Origin of the sequence: Nocardiopsis halotolerans DSM 44410, from assembly GCF_000341065.1 — a bacterium.
GTDB lineage: Bacteria > Actinomycetota > Actinomycetes > Streptosporangiales > Streptosporangiaceae > Nocardiopsis > Nocardiopsis halotolerans.
The window spans coordinates 1-21,004 of record NZ_ANAX01000258.1 but is presented as its reverse complement, the minus strand read 5'-3'; the positions used below and the strand labels follow the sequence as shown (position 1 = coordinate 21,004).

The 21,004-nt window shown below is 67.4% G+C and carries 19 protein-coding genes; 10 read left to right on the top strand and 9 right to left on the bottom strand.

Going from position 1 to position 21,004, the window contains the following annotated elements:
• Window positions 1-32: 32 nt before the first annotated feature.
• The 4 genes from D455_RS0120010 to D455_RS0120000 form a co-directional block, all read right to left on the bottom strand.
• A complete protein-coding gene (locus D455_RS0120010) occupies window positions 33-371 on the bottom strand; it encodes a hypothetical protein (protein ID WP_152487117.1) in 339 nt (112 codons plus the stop codon).
• A 165-nt stretch (window positions 372-536) separates the two neighbouring features.
• Complete coding sequence (locus D455_RS33895; RefSeq protein WP_152487116.1) at window positions 537-1,739, bottom strand: hypothetical protein; 1,203 nt, start codon at window positions 1,737-1,739, stop codon at window positions 537-539.
• Window positions 1,732-2,343, bottom strand: a complete 612-nt coding sequence (locus D455_RS33890; protein WP_152487115.1) for a hypothetical protein — start codon at window positions 2,341-2,343, stop codon at window positions 1,732-1,734. Before D455_RS33890 ends, D455_RS33895 begins: the two co-directional genes overlap by 8 nt.
• Before the next feature lie 107 nt (window positions 2,344-2,450).
• Window positions 2,451-3,596: a lytic transglycosylase domain-containing protein gene (locus tag D455_RS0120000; RefSeq protein WP_152487114.1), complete on the bottom strand. Its 1,146-nt coding sequence runs from the start codon at window positions 3,594-3,596 to the stop codon at window positions 2,451-2,453.
• 159 nt (window positions 3,597-3,755) lie between these two features.
• On the opposite strand from D455_RS0120000, the gene D455_RS36270 reads away from it, so the two are divergent.
• Genes D455_RS36270 through D455_RS0119960 form a run of 9 tightly spaced genes read left to right on the top strand, consistent with a single transcriptional unit; the run spans window position 3,756 to window position 13,615 of the window.
• The gene (locus D455_RS36270; protein WP_449289312.1) at window positions 3,756-4,403 is read left to right on the top strand and encodes a DUF6668 family protein; all 648 of its coding nucleotides are present in this window, start codon (window positions 3,756-3,758) and stop codon (window positions 4,401-4,403) included.
• A gap of 24 nt (window positions 4,404-4,427) precedes the next feature.
• A complete protein-coding gene (locus D455_RS0119995) occupies window positions 4,428-4,727 on the top strand; it encodes a hypothetical protein (protein ID WP_017572479.1) in 300 nt (99 codons plus the stop codon).
• Window positions 4,728-4,749: 22 nt separating this feature from the next.
• Complete coding sequence (locus tag D455_RS0119990) at window positions 4,750-5,514, top strand: hypothetical protein (RefSeq protein ID WP_152487112.1); 765 nt, start codon at window positions 4,750-4,752, stop codon at window positions 5,512-5,514.
• A 50-nt stretch (window positions 5,515-5,564) separates the two neighbouring features.
• Window positions 5,565-7,076 (top strand): hypothetical protein, encoded by a 1,512-nt coding sequence (locus tag D455_RS0119985; RefSeq protein ID WP_017572477.1) that lies wholly within the window; start codon window positions 5,565-5,567, stop codon window positions 7,074-7,076.
• The gene (locus tag D455_RS0119980) at window positions 7,060-8,565 is read left to right on the top strand and encodes an SCO6880 family protein (protein WP_026122805.1); all 1,506 of its coding nucleotides are present in this window, start codon (window positions 7,060-7,062) and stop codon (window positions 8,563-8,565) included. The genes D455_RS0119985 and D455_RS0119980 overlap by 17 nt, the downstream gene beginning before the upstream one ends.
• Complete coding sequence (locus D455_RS0119975; protein ID WP_017572475.1) at window positions 8,562-10,175, top strand: hypothetical protein; 1,614 nt, start codon at window positions 8,562-8,564, stop codon at window positions 10,173-10,175. Before D455_RS0119980 ends, D455_RS0119975 begins: the two co-directional genes overlap by 4 nt.
• Complete coding sequence (locus tag D455_RS0119970) at window positions 10,172-11,875, top strand: type IV secretory system conjugative DNA transfer family protein (protein ID WP_017572474.1); 1,704 nt, start codon at window positions 10,172-10,174, stop codon at window positions 11,873-11,875. Before D455_RS0119975 ends, D455_RS0119970 begins: the two co-directional genes overlap by 4 nt.
• A gap of 26 nt (window positions 11,876-11,901) precedes the next feature.
• Window positions 11,902-13,209 carry a hypothetical protein gene (locus tag D455_RS0119965; RefSeq protein WP_017572473.1) on the top strand — a complete coding sequence of 436 codons (1,308 nt, stop codon included), beginning with the start codon at window positions 11,902-11,904 and terminating at the stop codon, window positions 13,207-13,209.
• 58 nt (window positions 13,210-13,267) lie between these two features.
• Window positions 13,268-13,615, top strand: a complete 348-nt coding sequence (locus D455_RS0119960; protein ID WP_017572472.1) for a DUF4913 domain-containing protein — start codon at window positions 13,268-13,270, stop codon at window positions 13,613-13,615.
• 71 nt (window positions 13,616-13,686) lie between these two features.
• On the opposite strand, the gene D455_RS34240 is transcribed toward D455_RS0119960, so the two are convergent.
• The 3 genes from D455_RS34240 to D455_RS0119935 all read right to left on the bottom strand — a co-directional run bounded on the left by D455_RS34240 (window position 13,687) and on the right by D455_RS0119935 (window position 18,967).
• Window positions 13,687-15,246 carry a hypothetical protein gene (locus tag D455_RS34240; protein WP_017572471.1) on the bottom strand — a complete coding sequence of 520 codons (1,560 nt, stop codon included), beginning with the start codon at window positions 15,244-15,246 and terminating at the stop codon, window positions 13,687-13,689.
• Between the two features lie 75 nt (window positions 15,247-15,321).
• The gene (locus tag D455_RS33880; RefSeq protein WP_241480287.1) at window positions 15,322-17,328 is read right to left on the bottom strand and encodes a MinD/ParA family ATP-binding protein; all 2,007 of its coding nucleotides are present in this window, start codon (window positions 17,326-17,328) and stop codon (window positions 15,322-15,324) included.
• 577 nt (window positions 17,329-17,905) lie between these two features.
• On the bottom strand, window positions 17,906-18,967 hold the full coding sequence (locus D455_RS0119935; protein ID WP_026122804.1) for a hypothetical protein: 1,062 nt from the start codon (window positions 18,965-18,967) through the stop codon (window positions 17,906-17,908).
• 92 nt (window positions 18,968-19,059) lie between these two features.
• Between D455_RS0119935 and D455_RS0119930 the strand changes: the two genes are divergently transcribed.
• Window positions 19,060-19,785 (top strand): 3-keto-5-aminohexanoate cleavage protein, encoded by a 726-nt coding sequence (locus D455_RS0119930; protein WP_017572466.1) that lies wholly within the window; start codon window positions 19,060-19,062, stop codon window positions 19,783-19,785.
• Between the two features lie 21 nt (window positions 19,786-19,806).
• On the opposite strand, the gene D455_RS0119925 is transcribed toward D455_RS0119930, so the two are convergent.
• Window positions 19,807-20,172, bottom strand: coding sequence for a MerR family transcriptional regulator (locus D455_RS0119925; RefSeq protein ID WP_017572465.1), 366 nt, complete (start codon window positions 20,170-20,172; stop codon window positions 19,807-19,809).
• On the bottom strand, window positions 20,159-21,004 hold an 846-nt coding region (locus D455_RS31095), incomplete at its 5' end, for an MFS transporter (RefSeq protein ID WP_017572464.1). The genes D455_RS31095 and D455_RS0119925, both read right to left, overlap by 14 nt.

Here is a 21,004-nt window from a genome sequence, read left to right as displayed (position 1 = left end):
GCTGGCAGCGGTGTGTTCGAGGGTGCACTCACTCAGGTGATCACGCAGACGTCCCCCGGCTTCGACGTAGGAGTCGTAGCCGTTGTGGACGTCCTCCAGCCGCTCAGCGATTTTTCTGGATCGACCCCGCGAAGGGTGAGGTGGACGTTCTCGTATCCGCCCTCGCGCATGTCGGCCACGGCGAGGGTCGGCAGACCCACCCGCTCCAGTCCTTGTTCGTCGAGGACAGCCTGGATCGCCTTGGGGAAGCGATCCACGAAAGGGCGCGTCTGGTCGATCCACGCGGTCGCCTCCGGTGACAGACGGGTGTCATCGAGTTCCACGACCCGGACACCTTCTCGCCTCTGCGGGCAGGGGCCGATGGTGACCATGTGGACGTCGTTGCCGTGGGCAAGTGACTCCGAGATCTGCCGGTTAGGGAACACCAGCTTCTCGCCCGCGATACCGCGACTCCACAGACATGACGAGCCTTTTCACCTTGGACGTACTGGCCACAGGCCTACGCCCGGAGAACACCGCGTGGGTGACGCGAACAGTCAGTCGCCCCGTCCCTGCCCACGGTTCGGGCCACCCGCGTGCGGAATACGCGGCGGCTGTTTTCCCTGGGTTCCCCCTCCGTCCCGCTTCGGTGGGCCGGCATGCGGAAGAGCCTGCGACGCGTCGAAGCCCACATGGTTCTCCTTGGCTGCCGGAACCCCCGTCCCAGCCGAGTGCGCCGGTTTGGGAGCCCCTGCACGGGCCCTGGAAAGCAGGTCCTCCGCACCAGGAGAAGTACCGGAGGAACCTTTCGCCGGAGCCTCGGTCCCCACCCCAACCGCGGGAACCGACCCACGGGTCGCAGCCACATCCCTACCGGACTGTTGCAACTCCGCATAGGAATCCCGGCTGTTGAGCAGGCTCACGACACGATCCCTCTCATCCATCAGATCAGGAGAGAGGTCGATGGTGCTCAACTTGTGCGCGAGGGCATGCGGAGGACGCGTGTCCGGAGGAAGGCCCGCATCCGCCAGGACATCCGCCGATGGGCCATCCTTGCTGTAGTGGTCCATCGTCACCTGGGCACGCACCTGATCATGGGCCAGGAAAGCATCCACTTCCCTGGGAAGATGCGCGTGCTCGGGAAGGTCGGTCACAAAATGGATGTTCTCCGGACCGATGTCCGGACGGCTCACCAGAGCGGGGAGTTCATCCTTGCCCAGAATCGATTCCTGATGGACATCGGGGACGAAGACATGCACCTCGTCCCGCGAAGCCTCAACAAAGGACTTCGACAGGTCGGACCAAGCCCGATCACGCCCCTCCTCAGTCTCGGACTCAGGAATATTATATTCGATATCGAGGTACTCAATCACCTCGGGATCAAACAGGCGATAGGAATCCAGTTTCTCGCCCGTGGAAGTTTCCGAGAGAACCTGATAACCACGCGTCTTCGCACATGCCTTCGCCAGGAAGTGGTTCTCCACCGGATCAGAAGAAGCATCCGGAGCTGATTCGTAGGACCAGAAGGCGAATGTCTTGTGATCAGCCCTGTCCACCGGGTTCCGCGCGGCGTAATCATTCAGGTATCCCCGGACATCTACCCTGGGGCCCACCATGTAACCGCTGTTCCTACAGTCCTCCACCAAAGACCTGGCCGCCGCCTCCACCCGATCCGGCGTGAGGTCCTTATAATCCTTCTGAATTTTGTGGGCGTCATTCCATTCGGCTGCGGTGATCCTGGCCCTGCTCGGTCTAGCCATGTTCACCGCGCTCCGCTGCCGGCCTGAGGGAGATACGGATGCTCGATCCCGCACCCGGAACGGGTTCCCAGGTGTAGTGGGCCACTCCTTGAATCAGCACCACCACCGGGCCCGTATCTTCTACCGGCGGCACCCAGAACGCCAAACGATACGGGTTTCCCTGTGCGGAATTTGGCTTCCGCCACATCCCCTTCGCCGGAGAATCAGGAAAGTCCTCATCTCCCGCACCACCAGACCAGGACGGCTCCCCCCACACCTCAGAAACCGCACGCACATACTCTTCCCAAGCCGCCACACCCGCGGCCACGACCTCTTCTTCTTCCTCCTTGACCGAAGTTTCCAGACGCCACATCCCCTGATCGACCTGCACCACCGGCCTCCATAGCCCTCTGGCGGAAAGTTTCCAGAGGGTTCCGTGCCGGGTGAGAACCTTCAGGTCGTTCTCCACGGTCTGGGGCTTCCATCCGAAACGCGCGCACCACTCCTCGAAGCCCGGATCCACCGGCAACGGCGGGCCCGCCCACACCGTCGGCCAGTCAATCCTCCAGAAATCCGCCAGATCCAGCCGCAAAGCATCAGGCGACATCTCCACAACAGCCTCCATCAAAAAATCCTTTCCCCATCTCTCACGGGCATTTTCACACCACCCGCTCAGTCACCAAAAAATTAACTTGCACCTCGAACACAGTCGCCAACAAATCGTGTGAACCATCAGCACTTACCCGAAGGCTGGCCGACGGAGATGTGGATGTGGTCGAAGTGGTCCAGGGTCGGATCACCATGGATAGTACTCATGGGGGAGGAAACATCCATCCACGCACCGACCGGGTCCGAGTGCCCCCACCAGATCCTCGCCTCGTAGATGATGCAGAGATTGGTGTACTTGTCCTTGTTCATGATGAGTGTGGTGATCAGGTTGCGCGCCCTCTGATGAGCCTCCGGATACTTTACGGAAGCGTTCTGCGCGGGGTACCCGACATAGAAGTCGCACGCGTTACCGGAACCATGCTTCATTGGGTCACCGGGGCGAACACAGTGGTAGTTCTGCTGGCCCTCCCCCATGTTCCCTCCCGGAGTCATCGGCCCCAGCCAGACACCCTGGTTGCCGAAGGTCGTCCCCATGATGACGTAGAGCTCGCACATTTCGGGGTGCAGCGTCACGTCTCCCGTGCGGTCGGGAGCACCCCCGCAGTTGGCGTCCGGGTCGATCGCCAGTTCGGAGATCACGATGGAGTCGTAGTGCTCCTTGCGCTCCATGACCTTGTCGTAGTACTCCGTCGAGTTGTTGTAGCCCATGATGGCGTTCCGCAGACCGGACTCGGTCGTGAGGTCGTTCCCACCACTGCGGCACAGGTGGCTGACGGTCGCCGCGGTCGCGTCGAAGACGTTCTGCGGGTTCTTCTCCCCGTCGTCGTTGCCGTCCTGCCCGTAGCCGCTCCACGACCCCGGGATGAACTGCATCGGCCCGACCGCCCGGTCCCACTCGTCGTCGCCGTCCAGCTCGCCCCCGTCCGTGTCCTCGATGGCCATGTTGCCCCCGCTGCCGTCCAGGGCGACACCGACGATCGGAGGGGTGACGTCCCCGTTCTCCGCGATCGTCCTGTCGACGTTTCCGCTGTCGGAGGAGCTGTACGTCGCGTGCCTGGTCTCCACGTAACCGATCGCGGCGACCAGGGTCCACGTCATCCCCTCACAGCCGGGCTCGATGTCCTCGGTCCGCTGCTCGGCCATGAAGTAGGCCCTGAGGAGGACCGGATCGACGCCTTCGACGCGCGTCGGGTAGCCGCTCGCGTACGCCGTGTTACGCATCTCCCCGAGGAAGAGCATCGCGAACATCATGACCAGCACGGCGAGCATGGCGAAAAACGCGATAGGGCCGTAAATAGCGAGCTGCTTCACCTGAGCGCAACAATCCTTCGGTAACGATTCCTGAACGCCGCACCTGTCTGGACGGCGCCCCAACTCCCGTGTGAGATGGGGTGATACCGTCCGTCGGTTCCGCTGTGTAGCATTCCGGTGCCCAAGCCCTCATTGCAAGCAGTCCAGAAACGTGGAGCCAAGGTGTCCCAATCTCACAATCCGTGGATTCCCCCAGGTCAGGACGGTGATGAGGTCGAGGCAGAGGAAACCTCTCCCGAAGAGCAGGACCCTGACCTGGCGATTTCCCCGACGGGTCCGGTCTCTCCTCAACCTGGCGTCCGAGCACCAGACGGAAAGGGGTTGCCATTCCGCCAGATCACACAAAACGCCAGGTTGTGGTGGGTGGGAACGCACGGCGGCGCGGGGGAGAGCACGCTCGCCGCGCTGGTCGAAGGGTCATGTGACGCACAGCACGCGTGGCCGGTTCCGGCCACCCCCTCCGTCGGTGAGGTCCCGGTGATCCTCACCTGCCGGACCAGTCTGGTGGGTCTTCGTTCGGCACAGGAGGCCCTGACCCAGTGGGCCTCGGGAGCGGTCCGGGGAATTCGGCTGCTCGGTCTCGTGATGATCGCCGACGCACCAGGTAAGAGCCCCAAAGCCCTCAAGGACTTCGCCCGGCTGGTCGCGGGAGGAGCACCTCGTACGTGGGACNGGACGGACCCGCCGGTCGCGTATTCGGACCAACGCGGCACGAACCGGAAGGCTCGGCGGATCATCAGAAGTGCTGAGCACCTCCTCAACTGACATATCGAAAGAAGAACTCACCTCATGATCGAAACAGTTGACTTCGCTTCGACCACGCTCGCCATGGCTCCTTCCGGATTCATCGACAGTGTCGACACGGAAGCCCCGCCCGGGCTGGACACGGGTTTCCTCACCGTTCTCGGCTGGGCCAAGTGGATCGCCCTGGCGGTCTGCGTCCTCGGCCTCATCATCGCCGGAGCCCTGATGGCGATTCAGTCCCGTCGTGGTGAGGGTGGAGAGCACATGAGCAAGATCGGAATGGTCCTCGCCGGCGTGATCGTCATCTCGGCGGCGACCAGCCTCGTGTCCTTCCTCGTCAGCTGACACTTCCGACAAGGGGACTGGCATGAGTGAAAAGAACCCGATGGGCTCGGTCTCGTTCGTCGTATCGGCTGCCTTCCTCGCGTTGGTCACCTTTGGCGCCCTGGTCATCGCCCTGTGGCCGGAGGATGAGGAGGCCTCCTCCGCCTCCGAGCAGAACCCCTCGCCCTCGCCGTCCTCCTCCGGACCGACGACCGGAACCGAAGGGGACGGGGTGGGCGCTGACCCTTCCCTCACCCCCTCCGAAAGTGGCAGCGTCTGCGGCCTCGAACCGCACGAGACCGAGTTCCTCGCCCTCTTCCCCGAGGAGAACACCACGTGGACGATGATCAACGGCATGCAGGCCCCCGGCTCACCGGTGAACGGACCCGGCGTGGTGACCGAGACCGTTCGCTACTGCTACTCCCGCACTCCGGAAGGCGCCGTACTCGCGACCGCGAACTTCCTCGTCCTCGCGAACACCGGCCGCGACAGGATGACGGGACGATGGGAACGGCTGGTGGCTCCCGGTCCGGGCCGCCCCCTGTTCATCAACGACATCGAGGCCCAGGAGAGCGCCTCCGAGGTGCCCGGACAGGTGTCCGCCGCCAAGGTCGTCTCCTACACGGAGGATGACGCGCGGATCAGTATCGGTCTCCTGGCCTCCGACGGCCTGCGGGCCAGTATGACCTTCAACCTCACGTGGACCGAGGGCGACTGGAAGATCGTCGTCGACGAGAACGGAGGAGGAGATCCCAACTTCACCATCCTGGACGACTTCGCCGGATTCACTCCCTGGGGAGCTATCTGATGGCGGAATGTGATCTGTGGGATGCGGGCTGCCATGTGGAGAACGCGGTCATGAGTGTCATCGACGGCTGGATGAAGGACTTCGAGGAAGCCGCCACCCAAATCGTCACAGAGATGATGACGTTCTGGATCAAGAGCGACACACGCAGCGTCGAGGAAGCCGCTGACGGGAACGACTTCGGCACGGGTGACACCCCCGTCTCTCCGGACGGCACTGCCTCCCAGGTCAGCGAGATTCTCGGGTGGGTCACGTGGATCGGTTTCGGTGTGGCCGTGCTGTCCCTGATGATCCTCGGCGCCATGCTGGCGATCGCGAGGTCGCGGGGGGAGGGCGGTCAGTACCTGGGGAAGATCGGCGTCGTCATCGGTGGCGTGGTCCTCATATCGGGATCGGCCTCCCTGGTCTCCGTCCTCCTCACCACGTCCGGGGGCCCGTCGGCCGACGGTGCCGCCGGGTTCCTCCAGAGCAGGCTCTTCTTCTACGTCGGCGCCCTGGCAATCGTCTCGGTGGTCATCGGCGGGATCAAGATGGCCTGGGAACAGCGCGCCGAACCGGGTAAGGAGCTCCTCAAGTCGCTCCTCACCCTTCTCATCGTGGCGACCACCTCGGTGACGTTCATCAACGCCGCGATCACCCTGGCTGACGAGTTCTCGGTGTGGATCATCGATGAGGCCGCGGCGGAGTCCGACATCGGCACGATCGTCGCGGCGTTCATCGCCGTCACCGGAATGTCGGCCCTCGCAGGTGCTCCCGGTGGCTTCGTCGTGGTCATCCTGCTCGGCCTCTTCATCGTGCTCGCGGGTCTCCTGCAGATGGTCGTGATGATGATCCGTGACGGGATGCTCATCCTCCTGGCGGGGGTACTTCCCCTGACGGCCGCGTTCACCAACACCCAGATGGGCAAGCAGTGGTTCCAGAAGGCCATCGGCTGGCTCGTGGCCTTCCTTCTCTACAAACCCGTGGCGGCGATCATCTACGCCCTGGTCTTCGTTCTGCTTGGTTACGACCCGGACGAATCGGTCGAGAGGGGGCTGGAGGACATCCTCCTGGGCCTGACCATGATGCTGCTCGCCATCTTCGCACTTCCCGCCCTCATGAAGTTCGTGGCGCCGATGGTGGGCGCCACCGCGGGTGGATCCATGGCCGGAGGAGCGGCCTCCTCGATGGCGAACAACATGCCCTCCGGTGCCAGCGGTGGTGGCGGTGGCGGCAGTGGTGGAGGCGGCGGAGGTGGCGGTGGCGGCCAACCGACCGGCAACAGCGGCGGCGGCCCCAAATCCAGTGCCGGAGGCGGCCAGACCGGCGGTATGAGTCGCGGTGCCATGACGAGCGGCGGAGGCGCGACCGCTGGTGGCGGTGCCATGGCGGGTGGTGGTGCGGCTGCCGGCGGCGGTGCGGCCGCGAGCGGAGCCGGGTCCGCGGCCATGAAGTCCAACCCGAAGACCGCCGCCATCTACGCGGCGGCCAAGACCGTGAAGGCGGTGGCGGACAAGGCCCAGCAGGGGATGAACGACGCCGTGGGCGGCGAAGGTGGTGACGGCCCCAGTGGCAGCCAACGCTGACATGGCCCGTTCCGTACGGACCTACGGCAACTGGAGACGCCCCACCTCCGCCGGGATCATGGGCCTCGGAACCCTCGGGACCGCATTCCTTCTCGGCAGCCTCATCATCATCGTCTTCGTGGTGATGATCGGCGGGATGGTGAGGGGCGCCGTAGCCGCCGCGTTCCTCTCGGTCGTCCTTCTGGGCGTACTGACCAAGGACAAACACGGCAAGAGCACCATGTCGAAGATCGGAGTACGGATGCTCTGGTGGAAGGCCCGGATACTGGGTGCGCACCTGTACCGGTCCGGTCCGTTGGGCCGGTCCCCCTGGGGGCGGTACCAGCTTCCCGGGATCGCCGCCCCCATCCGGTTGAGTGAGCAGCAGGACTCCTACGGTCGTCCGTTCGCGCTGCTCCACATGCCGGTGAACACCCACCACTACACGGTCGTCATCGCGACCGAGCCGGACGGCGCCGCTCTGGTGGACATGGAGCAGATCGACTCCTGGGTCGCCGAGTGGGGCCACTGGTTGGCCAACCTGGGTGACGAGCCCGGCATGGTCGCCGCGTCGGTGACCATCGAAACCGCACCGGACACGGGAACCCGCCTGAGCCGGGAGGTCATCGGACAGATCGACGAGGAGGCTCCCGAGTTCGCCCAGCGGGTCCTCCTGGAAACGGTCGAGGCCTACCCCCATGGTTCCTCGACCGTCCGCGCCTACATCGCGCTGACCTTCACCCCGGGGCGGGACAAGAAATCGAGTCCCGAGGAGATGGGGCGCGAACTCGCCAGTCGGCTGCCCGGGCTCACCCAGAGCCTCTCCGGCACGGGTGCCGGTGCGGCACGTCCGCTGGACGCCCAGGAACTGTGCGAGGTCATCCGGGTCGCCTACGACCCGGCGTCCGCCGTGCTCATCGAGGAGGCCCATGCGGTCGGGGACTCCTTCGAGATCGCCTGGCCCGACGTGGGCCCGACCGCGCACCAGGCCGGTTGGGACAAGCTGCGCCACGACAGCGCCCTGTCCATGTCGTGGACGATGACGAGCGCGCCGCGCGGCAACGTCCAGTCGAGCATCCTCACCCGGCTCCTGGCCCCGCACGGGGACATCGCCCGTAAGCGGGTCACCCTGCTCTACCGGCCGCTCGATCCGGCCAGGACGGCGGCGATCGTGGAGTCCGACCTGCGTTCCGCGCAGTTCCGCGCCACATCCAACGCCAAACCCACCGCCAGGGACCTCATGGAGTCCCGCTCGGCACAGGCGACCGCCTCCGAGGAGGCCGCCGGGGCCGGGCTGGTCAACTTCGGGATGGTCGTGACGGCGACCGTGGACGACCTGGACAAGGAGATCGATGCACGAGCCGCGATCATGAACCTCGCCGCGGCGTCACGGTTGCGTCTTCGTCCGGCGTACGGCGCCCAGGACTCGACCTTCGCCGCGAGCCTGCCGCTGGGCATCGTGCTACCGATGCACCTGCGGATCCCCGTGGAGATCAGGGAGCAGATGTGAGACGCCGGAAGGACAAGAGGTCAGCCGTCGGCAAGAACACGAAGAGCAACCCGAAGGAGACCCCGCCCGAGATCAGGCCCAAACGGCCCGGTCCGCGGGGCTGGTCCATCTTCGGCGGCGGGGAGTCCACGATCGTCGAGATGGCCGACGAGTGGCGCGGCACCACCGTCCAGGTCTGCGGCCTGTGGCCGTTCTCCGTGGGCACCGGCACCCCGATGGTCGGGGTGCCCATCGGGCGCAACATCATGTCCGGGGCCACCCTCTGCTGCGATCCGATCTCCTGGTTCCAACGGGCGAACCTGATCTCGAACCCGTCGATGTTCGTGCTCGGCAAACCCGGCCTCGGCAAGTCGACGATCACGCGCAGGATGGCCACCGGCCTGTCCGGATACGGGGTCCAGTCCTTCGTCCTCGGTGACCTCAAGCCCGACTACGTCGACCTCGTGGAGGCGCTCGGCGGTCAGGTCATCACCCTGGGGCGCGGTCGCGGGCACATCAACGTCCTCGACCCGGGCCAGGCCAGCGAGGTGGTCGGCCTCCTTCCGAAGGCGGCCCGCTCACAGGTCCTGGCGGACGTGCACGGTCGGCGTCTCACCATGGTCACCGCCCTCCTGAGCATCATGCGCTCCGCTCCGGTGACCGACCGTGAGGAGACCATCCTCGACCGCGCCCTGAAGGTCCTGGACGACCGGCACGAGGGGACCCCCGTCCTGAAGGACCTGCTCCAGTGCATCCAGGACGCCCCCGATCCGGTGCGTCAGGTGGCGTTGGACCGCGGAGACCTGAGCCGGTACCAACAGATCACCGACCACCTCGAAGCCTCCCTGATCGGCCTGGTGGGCGGTGGTCGGCTCGGTGAGATCTTCTCCGAACCGACCACCACCCCGATGCTCCGCGACCGGCCGGTCGTGTTCGACGTGTCCAACATCGACGACTCCGAGATGGACCTCCAGGCTGCCGTCCTGCTCGCCTGCTGGTCGACCGGGTTCGCCACCATCAACCTGTCGCACGCCCTGGCGGACGCCGGGCTGGAACCCCGGCGCCACTACTTCGTGATCCTGGACGAACTGTGGCGCGCGCTCCGCGCCGGGCACGGCATGGTGGACCGTGTGGACGCGCTGACCCGGCTCAACCGCCAGCGGGGCGTGGGCATGGCGATGATCTCCCACACGATGAGCGACCTCATGTCCCTGCCCAACGAGGAGGACCGCAACAAGGCGAAGGGGTTCGTCGAGCGTTCCGGCATGGTCGTGTGCGGCGGCCTCCCCCGGGCCGAGATGCCCATGCTCTCCTCCGTCATCCCCTTCTCCGACGCGGAACAGGAGATGCTCGGCTCCTGGCAGGACCCCCCGGCGTGGGACTCCCACAGCGGGGTGGAGACCGCGCCCCCGGGCCGCGGCAAGTTCCTGGTCAAGGTGGGCGGGCGCCCCGGCATCCCGGTACAGGTCCAGCTCACCGAGGCTGAGAGGAACGTCCACGACACCAACAAGCTCTGGCACACGACGTCCCGTACCGGCAGGGCCACCGATCATGCCCCCGACGCGGTGGCCGACACGGATTCCCCCGCCCCCGCTCCCCAGCCGGAGCCGAACGAGGAGGCCACGGCATGAGCCGCGCGAGCAAGACACCCACGGGCATGAACACCGAGGCGGTCGTCATCTGGGTGGCGATCCTGTCCGTGGTCGCCCTGGTCTTCACCCTGTGCGTTTCCGTGCAGGTGGGCTCCTGGTGGCACGGCACGTCGGCCCCCGTACCGTACAACCCCTTCGACCAGGTCTTCGGGGTCCTGGGCGGTGACATCCCCTGGACCCCGGCGCACACCCTGGTCATGGTCCTCCAGTGGCTGCTCATCCTCGGGCTGCTCGTCCTCGCCTTCACCTACCGGCGGGGAGGCAAACGCAAGGTCGACAGCTCGGCGTCGCACATGGGTTCCGGTGAGGACCTGGAGAAACTCACGGAGAAGGGCGCCCGTGCGAAGGCCGAGCGCCTCGGCGTGACCGGCTCTCCGGGAGTCCCGATCGGCAGAACGGTGCACAGCCGCAAGATGCTGTACGGGTCCTGGGAGGACATGCACGTCGACATCTGGGGACCCCGTACCGGTAAGACGACCTCGCGGGCGATCCCGGCGATCCTGTCGGCCCCCGGATCCGTCCTCGTCACCAGTAACAAGAGGGACGTCGTCGACTCCACCCGCGGCGTGCGCGAACTGTCCGGGGACGTGTGGGTCTTCGACCCGCAGGGCATCGCCCTGGAGGAACCCACCTGGTGGTGGAACCCCCTGTCGTACGTCACCGACGAGATCAAGGCCGCGAAGCTGGCGGGACACTTCGTCGCGGGTTCGCGTGACGCGGACGCGCAGACCGACGCCTTCTTCGACGGTGCGGCGCAGGACCTCCTCGCCGGTCTGATCCTGGCGGCGGCGTTGGACGAGCGTTCCATCCTCCAGGTCTACACGTGGCTCACCCGCCCCCACGACGACGAGGCCGTGGGCATCCTCTCCCAGCACGGGTACGAGCTCGTGGCCGACAACGTGTCCGGTGTGGTCAACTCCCCGGAGAAGCAGCGCGGTGGTGTGTACGGCACCGCCATGCAGATGGTCTCGTGCCTCATGAGCCGCCAGATCACCCCCTGGATCACCCCCCGGAAGGACGGCGGTCCCGACCCGCGCAAGCACTTCGACCCACGCGAGTTCCTCGCCGGGAACGGCACGCTCTACTCCCTGTCCAAGGAGGGCAAGGGCAGCGCCGGGCCCCTCGTCACGGCTCTGACGGTCGCCGTGGTCGAGGCCGCGGAGGAGCTCGCCACCACCCAGAAGGGGGGCCGCCTGGCCACACCGCTTCTCGGCGTCCTGGACGAGGCCGCGAACGTGTGCCGCTGGAACGACCTCCCCGCCCTCTACTCCCACTACGGTTCCCGGGGCATCGTGCTGATGACGATCCTCCAGTCCTGGTCGCAGGGGGTGGACGTGTGGGGGCAGAGCGGCATGCGCAAACTCTGGTCCGCGTCCAACATCAAGGTGTACGGGGGCGGTGTGTCCGAGGTGGAGTTCCTCAACGAGCTCTCCCAGCTCATCGGTGACCACGAGGTGGAACGCGCCTCGGTGTCGTCCGGCCGTCAGAGCGGGCGCTCCGTCTCCTGGCAGGTGGACAACGAACGCACGATGGACGTGGCCGCGCTGGGCGCCATGCCCCCGGGGCGCGCGGTCGTCATCGCATCCGGAACCCCGCCGACCCTGGTGGAGACGGTTCCGTGGATGTCGGGCCCCATGCGAGAGGCCGTGACCGCCTCCCTCGAACGCTACGAACCGTGATTCCCTCCCCGAAGAAAGTGCACAGCATGCGTCGTTCTCGAAGAATCGGCCCCCTGACTTCGGGTGCCGCCCTGTCCCTGCTGCTCCTGGCCACGGCGTGCGGCGGAGGGGGCGGCGGCACGGACGGAGGAGGTGGCGAGGGTACCGAGGAGCAGTCGGAGTCCGCCTCCCTGGGCGGCGACGGCTTTCTCGCGCTCTCCTGCGACGAGGGGTCCATCACCGTGGCCCGCTTCTCCGACCAGGACGGAAGCCTCCAGGCCGAGCACGTCTTCACCGCCGCCGACGCGACCAGCGCCGAGGAGCCCGCCCTCCCGAGCGGCCGTACCGTGGACAACCTCAAGAGCGTGACGCTCCCCGACTGCGAGACCGGCCCCATCGACTACTCGAGTCTCGACCCCGAACCCATCACCCGCAACCGGGCCCACGAGCTGGCCGGGCTCGTCATCCCGGACCACTCCCTCCTGCTCGTGACACTCGTGGAGGAGGTCGACGGCGCGGACGTGACGACCATCGGAGCGATGTCGGCGGACGGACGGGTGGAGGCGCTCCTGCCCGTCGACGACGCGTCGGGCTTCAGCGGTGCCTCCGACAAACTCTCTCCCCGCTACTACCACCCCGACGGAACCGTCTTCTACCTGGAGTCGGGCTCTGACGGCTCCCGGACGGTGATGTCCCTGGCCCCCGAGAGCGGCGACGTCCAGGAGGTGGGCCCCTGCGACGAAAGCTGTGAGCGCGTCATCGTGGACCCCTACTCGGGGGTCGTCTACGGAACGGGCCTCAACCTCGAGGACCCGGATCCGGACACACCCGAGTACTACCGGTACTTCTCCCACCACGACGCCAGTGTGGTGGGTTACAGCGGTATCAGCACCTTCAGCTACATCAACTTCCGTGTCACACAAGGCGAGGGAACCCCGATTGTCTCCCGGTCCCCCGGCAGCAGCCCAATCGGTGGCGACGGCTGGCAGAACGCCCAACACAACCTGGGGCTGAGCGAGGAGTATCCGGGCGTGTACCCGGTCTTCATGGTCGGCGAGTACGAGGTGATGCTCGACGACAACGCCTTCACCGTCCGTGCCTTCGATCCCGAGGAACTCGCCTCCGAGTCCGAGGACTCTATCCAATCCGAGGACCGTCAGATCCTGCCCGGCAACACGCGTACCAACGAGCACCCCGTGCTCTCCGCTGACCGCAGCCAGATCCTCTTCCGCTCGACTGATGGCTCCGGTAACGTCTCCTGGTTCTCCACGCCCGTCGCGGGCGGTGCGGAGCCGACCGAGATCGGCCTCGCCGAGGGTGGGCACGGCTCGATGGTGCCCATCCACTGGTTCTAGGGCTTGCGCCCGGACACACGGTCAGACGACAAGGACGACAGGCTGGGAGCCGTAGAACGTGACCACCACTCCCGACGAGTCGCAGGAAGCGGTCCACTCGGACGCGGTCGACTTCTTCGAGCGGTATTTCCGCCACGTGTACAAGCGCCGTGTGGGCGTCCGTAACCAGTACCGCTGGTCGGCGCGCTGGTGGGAGATCCCCGAGGCGCTCGTGCGCGTCGACGCCATCTGGCGGTCCTGGGAGAGCCTGAGCGCGGACCCGTCCACCGGGATGAGCTCCTGGCTACGGGACCACGCGGATTACCACATGGCGATCCTGCTCTCTCCGGACGGGCCGATGGCGAACGCTGAGGACAGTAACCAGCACGGCGAGCCCCTCCCCCACGAGGCTCCGCCAGGGCGTTGAACGAGCGCATGAGTGAGGGGGAGGGCACTCGGTCCCTCCCCCTCACTCATGCGTCTGGAACGGCGTGTCACCTATCGGCCGAGGTCACCGCGTTCCGGAGCACGTTCGCGCCTGGGAGCACGAGAGTCGGAGTGTGAGGGCCCCTCGTTCGCGGGGCCGTTTCCGCCCCGGACCGGAGCCCCTCCGCGAGCGCCCACCTGGAGCAGAGCGGCGCTCGACGGACCCTCCGCGGACCCGGTCCGCTCCGTGCCGGTGTGTTCTTCCTGTACCTGCTGCGGCGCTGGCTCGCCGGAGCCAGAGGAAGCCGCGGTCGCCTCGGGCTCAGAGACCTCCGATGTCTTCGGCTCGTTCGTCTCGGAGGTAGCCGCCTCACGCTCCTCGGAGGCCTCTGCCTCGGGCTCCCCGGACGCCCGCTCCTCCGACTCCTCCCGCTGCCCTTCCTCCTGCTCCTCGGAGACCTCTGCCTCAGGCTCCCCGGACTCCCGCTCCTCCGACTCCTCCCGCTGCCCTTCCTCCTGCTCCTCGGAGACCTCTGCCTCAGGCTCCCCGGACTCCCGCTCCTCCGGCTCCTCCCGCTCCTCAGAAACCCCAGCCTCAGATTCCTCCACCTCGGCAGCAGTCGTCTCCTGCTCCTGCTCCTCGGAGGCCTCTACCCCAGGCTCCCCGGACTCCCGCTCCTCCCGCTGCCCTTCCTCCTGCTCCTCGGAGACCTCTGCCTCAGGCTCCCCGGACTCCCGCTCCTCCGACTCCTCCCGCTCCTCAGAAACCCCAGCCTCAGATTCCTCCACCTCGGCAGCAGTCGTCTCCTGCTCCTCGGAGACCTCTACCTCAGGCTCCTCCGACTCCCGCTCCTCCGACTCCTCCCGCTGCCCTTCCTCAGGCCCAGAGACCTCCGGCGCCTTCGCCTCGTCCACCTCGGAAGCGTCCGTCTCCCGCCCCTGCTCCTCGGACACCCCCGTCTCAGGCTCCCCGGTCCCCCGCTCCTCATCCTGTTGAGGCGCCCTGTCCTCGACCGGGTATCCCAGTCCGGGCGCCAGCCACGGGTTGATGACCTGAACGGGAACCGGCACCAGCACGAACTGCTGATCCCTGAAATCCTGGTTCACCGACATCTGCGCATGCTGGTCCCGAAGCTGGGCGAACGCCTGCGCCTCCTGGGCGTTCTGGCCCCTGAGGTTCTGGATGCCATGGTCGAGCCGTTGGATCGCCTGCTCCCTGTTCGGAGCCTGTGGACCGAAGGTGTCGAACGTACGGTCCAGATCGACACCGAAGCGCTTGTCGCACTGGCGTTTCAGACGCCAGTAGAGGAAACGGGCCAGAAGGCTGCTTCCCCTGTGTTCACGGAGATTGGCGGCGGCGTTGGCGACCTTCGCCGGACTGGCGTCCTGCCACCATCCGTCCCGGCCGACACCCCTCACGTTCCTTCTGGCCTGCCGCAGGTGCCGCCGGGCTTCCCTTCCCTCGCGGCGCGTGGCGGGCGTCGAGCCACGTCCGCCACGCTTCTGGTCATACATCTGGCCCATGAATTCTCGGCCCGCCGAGGAACTCACGTTCTGCCCGATGCTCATCCCCGCGTGCAACGCCTGGAGCACGAACTCGTCGACACCGTCACTCTGCTGTTCGATATACACCCGTCACCTATCAGTCTGCTTGGGGGACTCTCCGGGTAGGGCGGGGCTCTGCCAACCCGGGACGTGAACCGTGTGTCAGCCCAACCGTGCCAAACCCTCGGCGCTGAGCAGGGCCAGTTTCCGGTAGGCCGCACGGGTCCTCTCACGGAGTTTGTCGAGACGCACGATGCCACCCTTCGCGAGATGTTCGTCAAAGGGAATACGAACCACGCCTCCCACAAGATCCCTGAACTGGCTTTCCAGTTCAGCGAGCTCCCTGCTACCGGCGGCCTTGCGTTCGACCCGGGAGATCACCACGATCGCCTGGTCCGCCAGGTGCCGGTACCCGTTCTGCGACAACCAGGAAAGCGTCGAATGAGCGGACCGGGCCGCGTCGAGAGCGGGTTCGAGAACGATGACCACCTGATCCGTCAGGGACAGGACACTTCCCATGCCAGGAAGATTCAGTCCCGTCCCGCAGTCGGTCAGAGCGATGTCGTAGTACTGCTCCAGCAGACTCGCCGCCGACTTGTAGCTGTCGGCGTCCATCCCGTTGGGGCCTACCGGTGCCTCCGCGCCAACCAGGGCATGCAGCCGGGATTCGTTCACGGAGACATACTGGCGCACCTGCGTGTAACGGTCGATGCTCGCGGCGTCTCGGCTCAGTTCCCGCAACGTGAGCCCGCTCTGGAGAACGAAGCGGTCCCGCAACGTTCCACGATCCGGGTTCGCGTCGACGGCGATCACCCGGCTCTCCCTCGTGGAGGCGAACACCGAACCGAGGAGAACGGCCGTGGTGGTCTTACCCACCCCGCCCTTGAGGCTGAGTACCGCTATCCTCCGATGCACCGGGATCGGCACCTGAATCCTCGACGCGAACTCCGTTTCCCCGATCTCGTCAGCGGCGGAACCTCCTGACAGCAGACGACGGAACACACCGGGCCTGCCTCCCGTCCTCTCACGCGGTCTGGCAGCCGGTGTCGGAGACGCCACGAACGCGGTGGTCGAGTAGGCGCCTGTCGGGTCGTGCTTCTGGTTGTTCTCCTGGATCGCCGCCTCCCAGGGGTTGGTGACCCCGTTCGGCTCCGGTGCGGGCTCCGGCCTCTGCGCGTGGAAGTGTCCCGATGGGCGGTCAGCGGGTTCCGGAGACGGGGTGGGGACGGGGTTCCCCGGAGAGGCGGGGAGGGAGTGGTCTCCCGTCCCGGGCTCCGGATGTTCGCGGTTCGTCGAACCAGCGGGAGGGGGAGGGGTCGTTTCCCTCTCCCCCTGGGGAGGTGTCTCGCCTCCGTCCCCCTCCGCAGGGGGCGCCGGAGGCGGTTTCCTCGGAACGGCCCGTTCCTGGGCGACGGGAGCGGCCGGTGGACTCTCCGCCCTTCCGAAGTCGTCGGCGAAGGGATGCCCGGCGGGGCCGCCAGGTCCACGCGGCGGCTCCGGAAGGGACACGTCATCGTTCCGGTCCCCGGTTCCCTGAGCAGGCTCCGGGGGTGGGACCACCGGCGGCGCGCCGACGCCTCGCTCCTCCTCGCGGGGAGGGCGCTCTTCCTCCTTGTTCCGTTCGGTCGCCGGAGGCGCCGGGTGGCCTTCGACCCGTGAGGAGCCGACCTCCGAAGTCTCCGTCGGAGCAGGCGGCCTCTCTGCCTGGGGAAAGGCCTGGGGTGGCTCGGGAGTCGCCTCGGCGGGGTCCGAGACGTGCTGCCGGGGCGTGGTCTCGTCCTCCTGAGCGGGGGGCGCGGACTTCGGGGTCCCGCCGAGTCGACCGATGAGCGACCTCTTCGGCTTCGACCTGCCGTTCCGGGACCTGACCGAAGCCTTCTTGTTCTTCCCCTTGGGAGGTTCGACGGACGTGTCACTCTCCACCAGGCCGTCCTGGTAGACGATCAGGTCCCATTCGCCCATGCTGTCCACTGTTCGAGCCCGTACCGGGCGACCCAGTTTCTCCGCCGTGCTGGCGATGAAGCCGATGATCGCTGACCGGGTGTCCGACAGACCGTCCCCGGAGATCGGGTGGGAAACTCCGTTGATGGTCACCGTGGCCGTTCCGTCTTCCGCGACCCTGGCGATGACCTTCGGGAAACCCGGTACTTTTTTGTGGTCTGTTCTCATGAACTCTTTCCTTCGCAGGAGCAAGGCCGAACTCGCACGCCGAGGGTTCAACGCGGCGATGGGTAATCAACCCGGGGACACCACATAACCATGACCACCCCAGAGCAGACAGACGCCTTTGCCCCCCATGAGACTGTCAGCACCGGCGTCCTGGTTCTCCTCCTGGCGGGATTCTTCCCCGCATGTGCCCGTACCTGCACGGACCCTCACGCCGACACATCGCCACAGGACGCCTCAGACCACCGCTGGAGCGGCGTTCCCTAAACTCAACCGACCACATACCCTAGCCGCCACATCAGACAGATCAACGGGGAGGACGGTCACGGCACGTCACCGACATCGCCTTTGATAATTGTCCGCGTCACCAATCACGGGAACACCGGGTTCATCCAATTCACACAGGAGTTGGTCGTGGCTGCCGACCGAGGTCTATGGAGAACTTATCCGTTCTTCCCCCAAACGTCAGCGAAATATGGCCTCCATATTGCGGGCGATGACGTCGACCGCCCCCGTCCCCTCGCTCCGCCTGACGATTCCGGTGACCGTCCCGGGTGAACAGTATGCGTGGACATCACTTTCAGCCTCGTCGGGCCAGCAGGACGATCGCGGCGATGACCAGCGCCGCGACCGTGGCCCCGCCCACGATGAAGGGCAGCGCGCCCCTGGTCTCCGGCTCGACGGTGCCGTCCTCCTCCCCGGTGGGCGACTCCTCCGCGGCGACCTCGGTCACGGGCTCCCCGGCCAGGTACCGGTCCTCCAGCGGAATCCGCCAGACCGGTGCGTTCGGCCCCTCGGTTCCGGCCATGAGCGCGGTCCCGTCGGGCGTGAAGGCGATGGACTCGCCCTGGTCGGACTCGGGCAGGTCGAAGGAGCCGAGCGAGGTGCCGGGCACTCCCTCGGTGGCGTCGTAGACCGTGGCGCTCCAGTAGGTGCGGATCACGTAGCGGTCGCCGTCCGGGCTGAAGGCGGCGTCGGTGGCGAACAACGGCGCCGAGTCGACGCGCTCCAGGACGTGTTCGCCCCCGGGCTCCAGGGTCTCGGGGGCCGCGTACAGGCCGCCGGAGAACTCCTTGGACACCACGTACAGCCGCCCGTCCCGCGGATCGACCATGATCGACTCCGCGTCGCGCCCGCCGTCCTCGTAGGTGAAGGTGAACGCCTCGGGGTCGACCAGCGTGTCGGTGAGCGTCGCGGGTTCGGGGAACCGGTACACGCTCACGTCGGGCCAGCCGCCGTTGAAGTTGTCACCGATGTTGGCCACCAGGATCGACGGCGTCCCGTCCGGGGCCTCCGTGACGGCGACCGCCTCCCAGTCGCGACGTTCCCGGTCGAGGGTGACGGTGGCGACCGTCCGTCCCTCCTCGTCGACCGCGTACACCTCGCTGAGGTGCTCCCCGCTGTCGTTGTGGGTCCACCACACGCCCTCGTGGAGGAGTGAGGGAGCGATCCCGCTGGACTCGGAGATCCGCGGGTCCCGGAACTCGAAGGCGACCTCCGAGCCCTCGGGGCCCTCCCCTCCACGGGGATGGTCGACACCACCGGTGCCGGAGTCGCTCGGGTTCTCGGGGAGGGCCGGGGCCGGGGCGGCCGGGAGGGCGGCGCACAGGAGGGCGGCGGCAAGAACGAGCGGAGTTCTCATGACCGACATCCTGCCAGGGAACGGATCAGATGGCTTGTACCCGTGCGCTAACGGGCACATTGGGCTTACGGAGCGCCGTAAGGAGGGCCCTCATGAGGATCGTCGCCTGTCTGAACGGGGACCGCCGTCCCGGAGCCCACCCCGCCCTGCCCGTGTCCGTGGACCAACTGGTGGCGGACGCCCACGCCGTGGTGGCGGCGGGCGCGACCGAGATCCACGTGCACCCGCGCGATCCCAGCGGTGCCGAGTCGCTGGCTCCCCAGGTGGTCGCCCCCCTCATGGAACGGTTGCGCGACGAGGGACCGCGGGTGCCGGTGTCGCTGACCACGTCCCTGTCGGCGGAGTCCGACCCGTGGCGCCGCTACGACCTGGTGCAGCGGTGGGCGTCGTCCGCGCTGCCGGACTCGGTGACCCTGAACCTGCACGAGGCGGGATCGGTGGACCTGGCGCACCTGCTGGAGGACCGCCGGATCGGGGTGGAGGCCGGGGTGTGGACGGTGGAGTCCGCGCGCATCCTCATCGCCACGAAGCTGTCGGTGGCGGCGGTCCTGGTGGAACCGACGCAGGTCGCGGTGGAGGACGCCCGGCGCAACGCCGACGCGATCTGCTCCCTGCTGGACCGCGCGGGGGTGGACCGGCCGCGACTGCTGCACGGGGCCGACGCCACGGCCTGGCCGGTCCTGGAGTCGGCGCTGGACGCGGGCTACGACATCCGGATGGGGTTGGAGGACACCATGCGGCTGCCCGACGGCGAGGAGGCGCACGACAACGCGGCGCTGGTCGCGCACGCGGTGAGCCTGGCCTCCGCCGCCGCCTGAGCCGCCGAGGGGATCATCCGGTCAGCCGGGTTCCCCGTCCGTCCCGTCACCGTGCAGGTGCCGCTCCAGCCGGTCCCGGGTGCGGCTGAGGGTGTCGATGCGCTCGCGCACCGCCCGGAGCCTGTTCTCGTAGAGTTCGAGGGCCTCGGCGCACTCGGGTTCGTTGACCAGGTCCAGCGCCAGGCACCCGCGCAGCTCGCGGACGTCGTCCGAGGTGAGCCCCGAGTCCAGGAGCAGCCGGATGCCGCGTGCCCGTTCCACCGCGTCGGGCGCGTACTCCCGGTAGCCGTTGGCGGCGCGCTCCGAGCCGAGCAGGCCGCGCTGTTCGTAGTACCTGAGGGCCCGCGTGCTGACTCCGGTCCGCGTGGCCAGTTCACCGATGCGCATCCCGTCTCCCGTCGACGCCTTCCTCCAGGGTACGGACGGGTCCGCCGACGGGGAACAGCCGTACGGAGACGGCCATGACCACGAGCGCGACCAGTCCGACGACGGTGGCCGCCACCGCCACCCCGGTGCCGCCGTACCCGGAGAGCGCGGCACCCCCGACGGCGCCCGCCACGGAGACACCGACGTAGAGCCCGCTGGTGTTGAGCGCCATGGCCTCGGTGCCCGCGTCCCCGGCGAGCCCGAGGATCCGCGCGTTCATGGGGGCGGCGAACCCCCAGGCCGTGAAGCCCCACAGGGCCAGGACCGGGGCGAGCGTCCACACCGGGACGCCTCCCCCGCCGAGGAGGCCGAGCACGGCCAGAAGCCCGTTGGCGGCGACCAGCCCGGCGAAGGTGGCCAGCAGCATGCGGTCCGCGCCCCACCGGTCGGTGGCGCGCCCGCACAGGAAGGTGCCGATCGCGCCCGAGGCGCCCGCGACGGCGATGAGCGGGGCCAGGGCGGCGCCGCCCGCGCCCGTCAGGTCACGGGTGAGGGGCGCGACGTAGGTGTAGGCCATGTACCCGCAGCCCGCGCCGATGACCGTCCCGAGCACGCAGGCCAGCACCGCCGGGCGGCCGAGCTGGCGCAGTTGCCGTCCGGCGGTGCTCCCCCGGGTCCCGGGGAGGCCGGGCAGGAGGAACGCGGAGACGGCGAGCACCGCGAGGGAGAACAGGGCGACGAAGGCGAACGCGAAGCGCCAGCCGAGGGCCGAGCCCAGGAGGGTTCCGATCGGCACTCCGAGGAACAGCGCGACGGTGAGCCCGGCCGCCACCGCGCCCATGGCGCGGCCGGT

Excerpts from the sequence above, each read along its gene's own strand:
- D455_RS0120010 (WP_152487117.1), bottom strand. The coding sequence starts at position 371 with ATGGTCACCATCGGCCCCTGCCCGCAGAGGCGAGAAGGTGTCCGGGTC.
- D455_RS33895 (WP_152487116.1), bottom strand. The coding sequence starts at position 1,739 with ATGGCTAGACCGAGCAGGGCCAGGATCACCGCAGCCGAATGGAATGAC.
- D455_RS33890 (WP_152487115.1), bottom strand. The coding sequence starts at position 2,343 with ATGGAGGCTGTTGTGGAGATGTCGCCTGATGCTTTGCGGCTGGATCTG.
- D455_RS0120000 (WP_152487114.1), bottom strand. The coding sequence starts at position 3,596 with ATGCTCGCCGTGCTGGTCATGATGTTCGCGATGCTCTTCCTCGGGGAG.
- D455_RS0119995 (WP_017572479.1), top strand. The coding sequence starts at position 4,428 with ATGATCGAAACAGTTGACTTCGCTTCGACCACGCTCGCCATGGCTCCT.
- D455_RS0119990 (WP_152487112.1), top strand. The coding sequence starts at position 4,750 with ATGAGTGAAAAGAACCCGATGGGCTCGGTCTCGTTCGTCGTATCGGCT.
- D455_RS0119985 (WP_017572477.1), top strand. The coding sequence starts at position 5,565 with ATGAGTGTCATCGACGGCTGGATGAAGGACTTCGAGGAAGCCGCCACC.
- D455_RS0119970 (WP_017572474.1), top strand. The coding sequence starts at position 10,172 with ATGAGCCGCGCGAGCAAGACACCCACGGGCATGAACACCGAGGCGGTC.
- D455_RS0119965 (WP_017572473.1), top strand. The coding sequence starts at position 11,902 with ATGCGTCGTTCTCGAAGAATCGGCCCCCTGACTTCGGGTGCCGCCCTG.
- D455_RS33880 (WP_241480287.1), bottom strand. The coding sequence starts at position 17,328 with ATGAGAACAGACCACAAAAAAGTACCGGGTTTCCCGAAGGTCATCGCC.
- D455_RS0119935 (WP_026122804.1), bottom strand. The coding sequence starts at position 18,967 with ATGAGAACTCCGCTCGTTCTTGCCGCCGCCCTCCTGTGCGCCGCCCTC.
- D455_RS0119930 (WP_017572466.1), top strand. The coding sequence starts at position 19,060 with ATGAGGATCGTCGCCTGTCTGAACGGGGACCGCCGTCCCGGAGCCCAC.
- D455_RS0119925 (WP_017572465.1), bottom strand. The coding sequence starts at position 20,172 with ATGCGCATCGGTGAACTGGCCACGCGGACCGGAGTCAGCACGCGGGCC.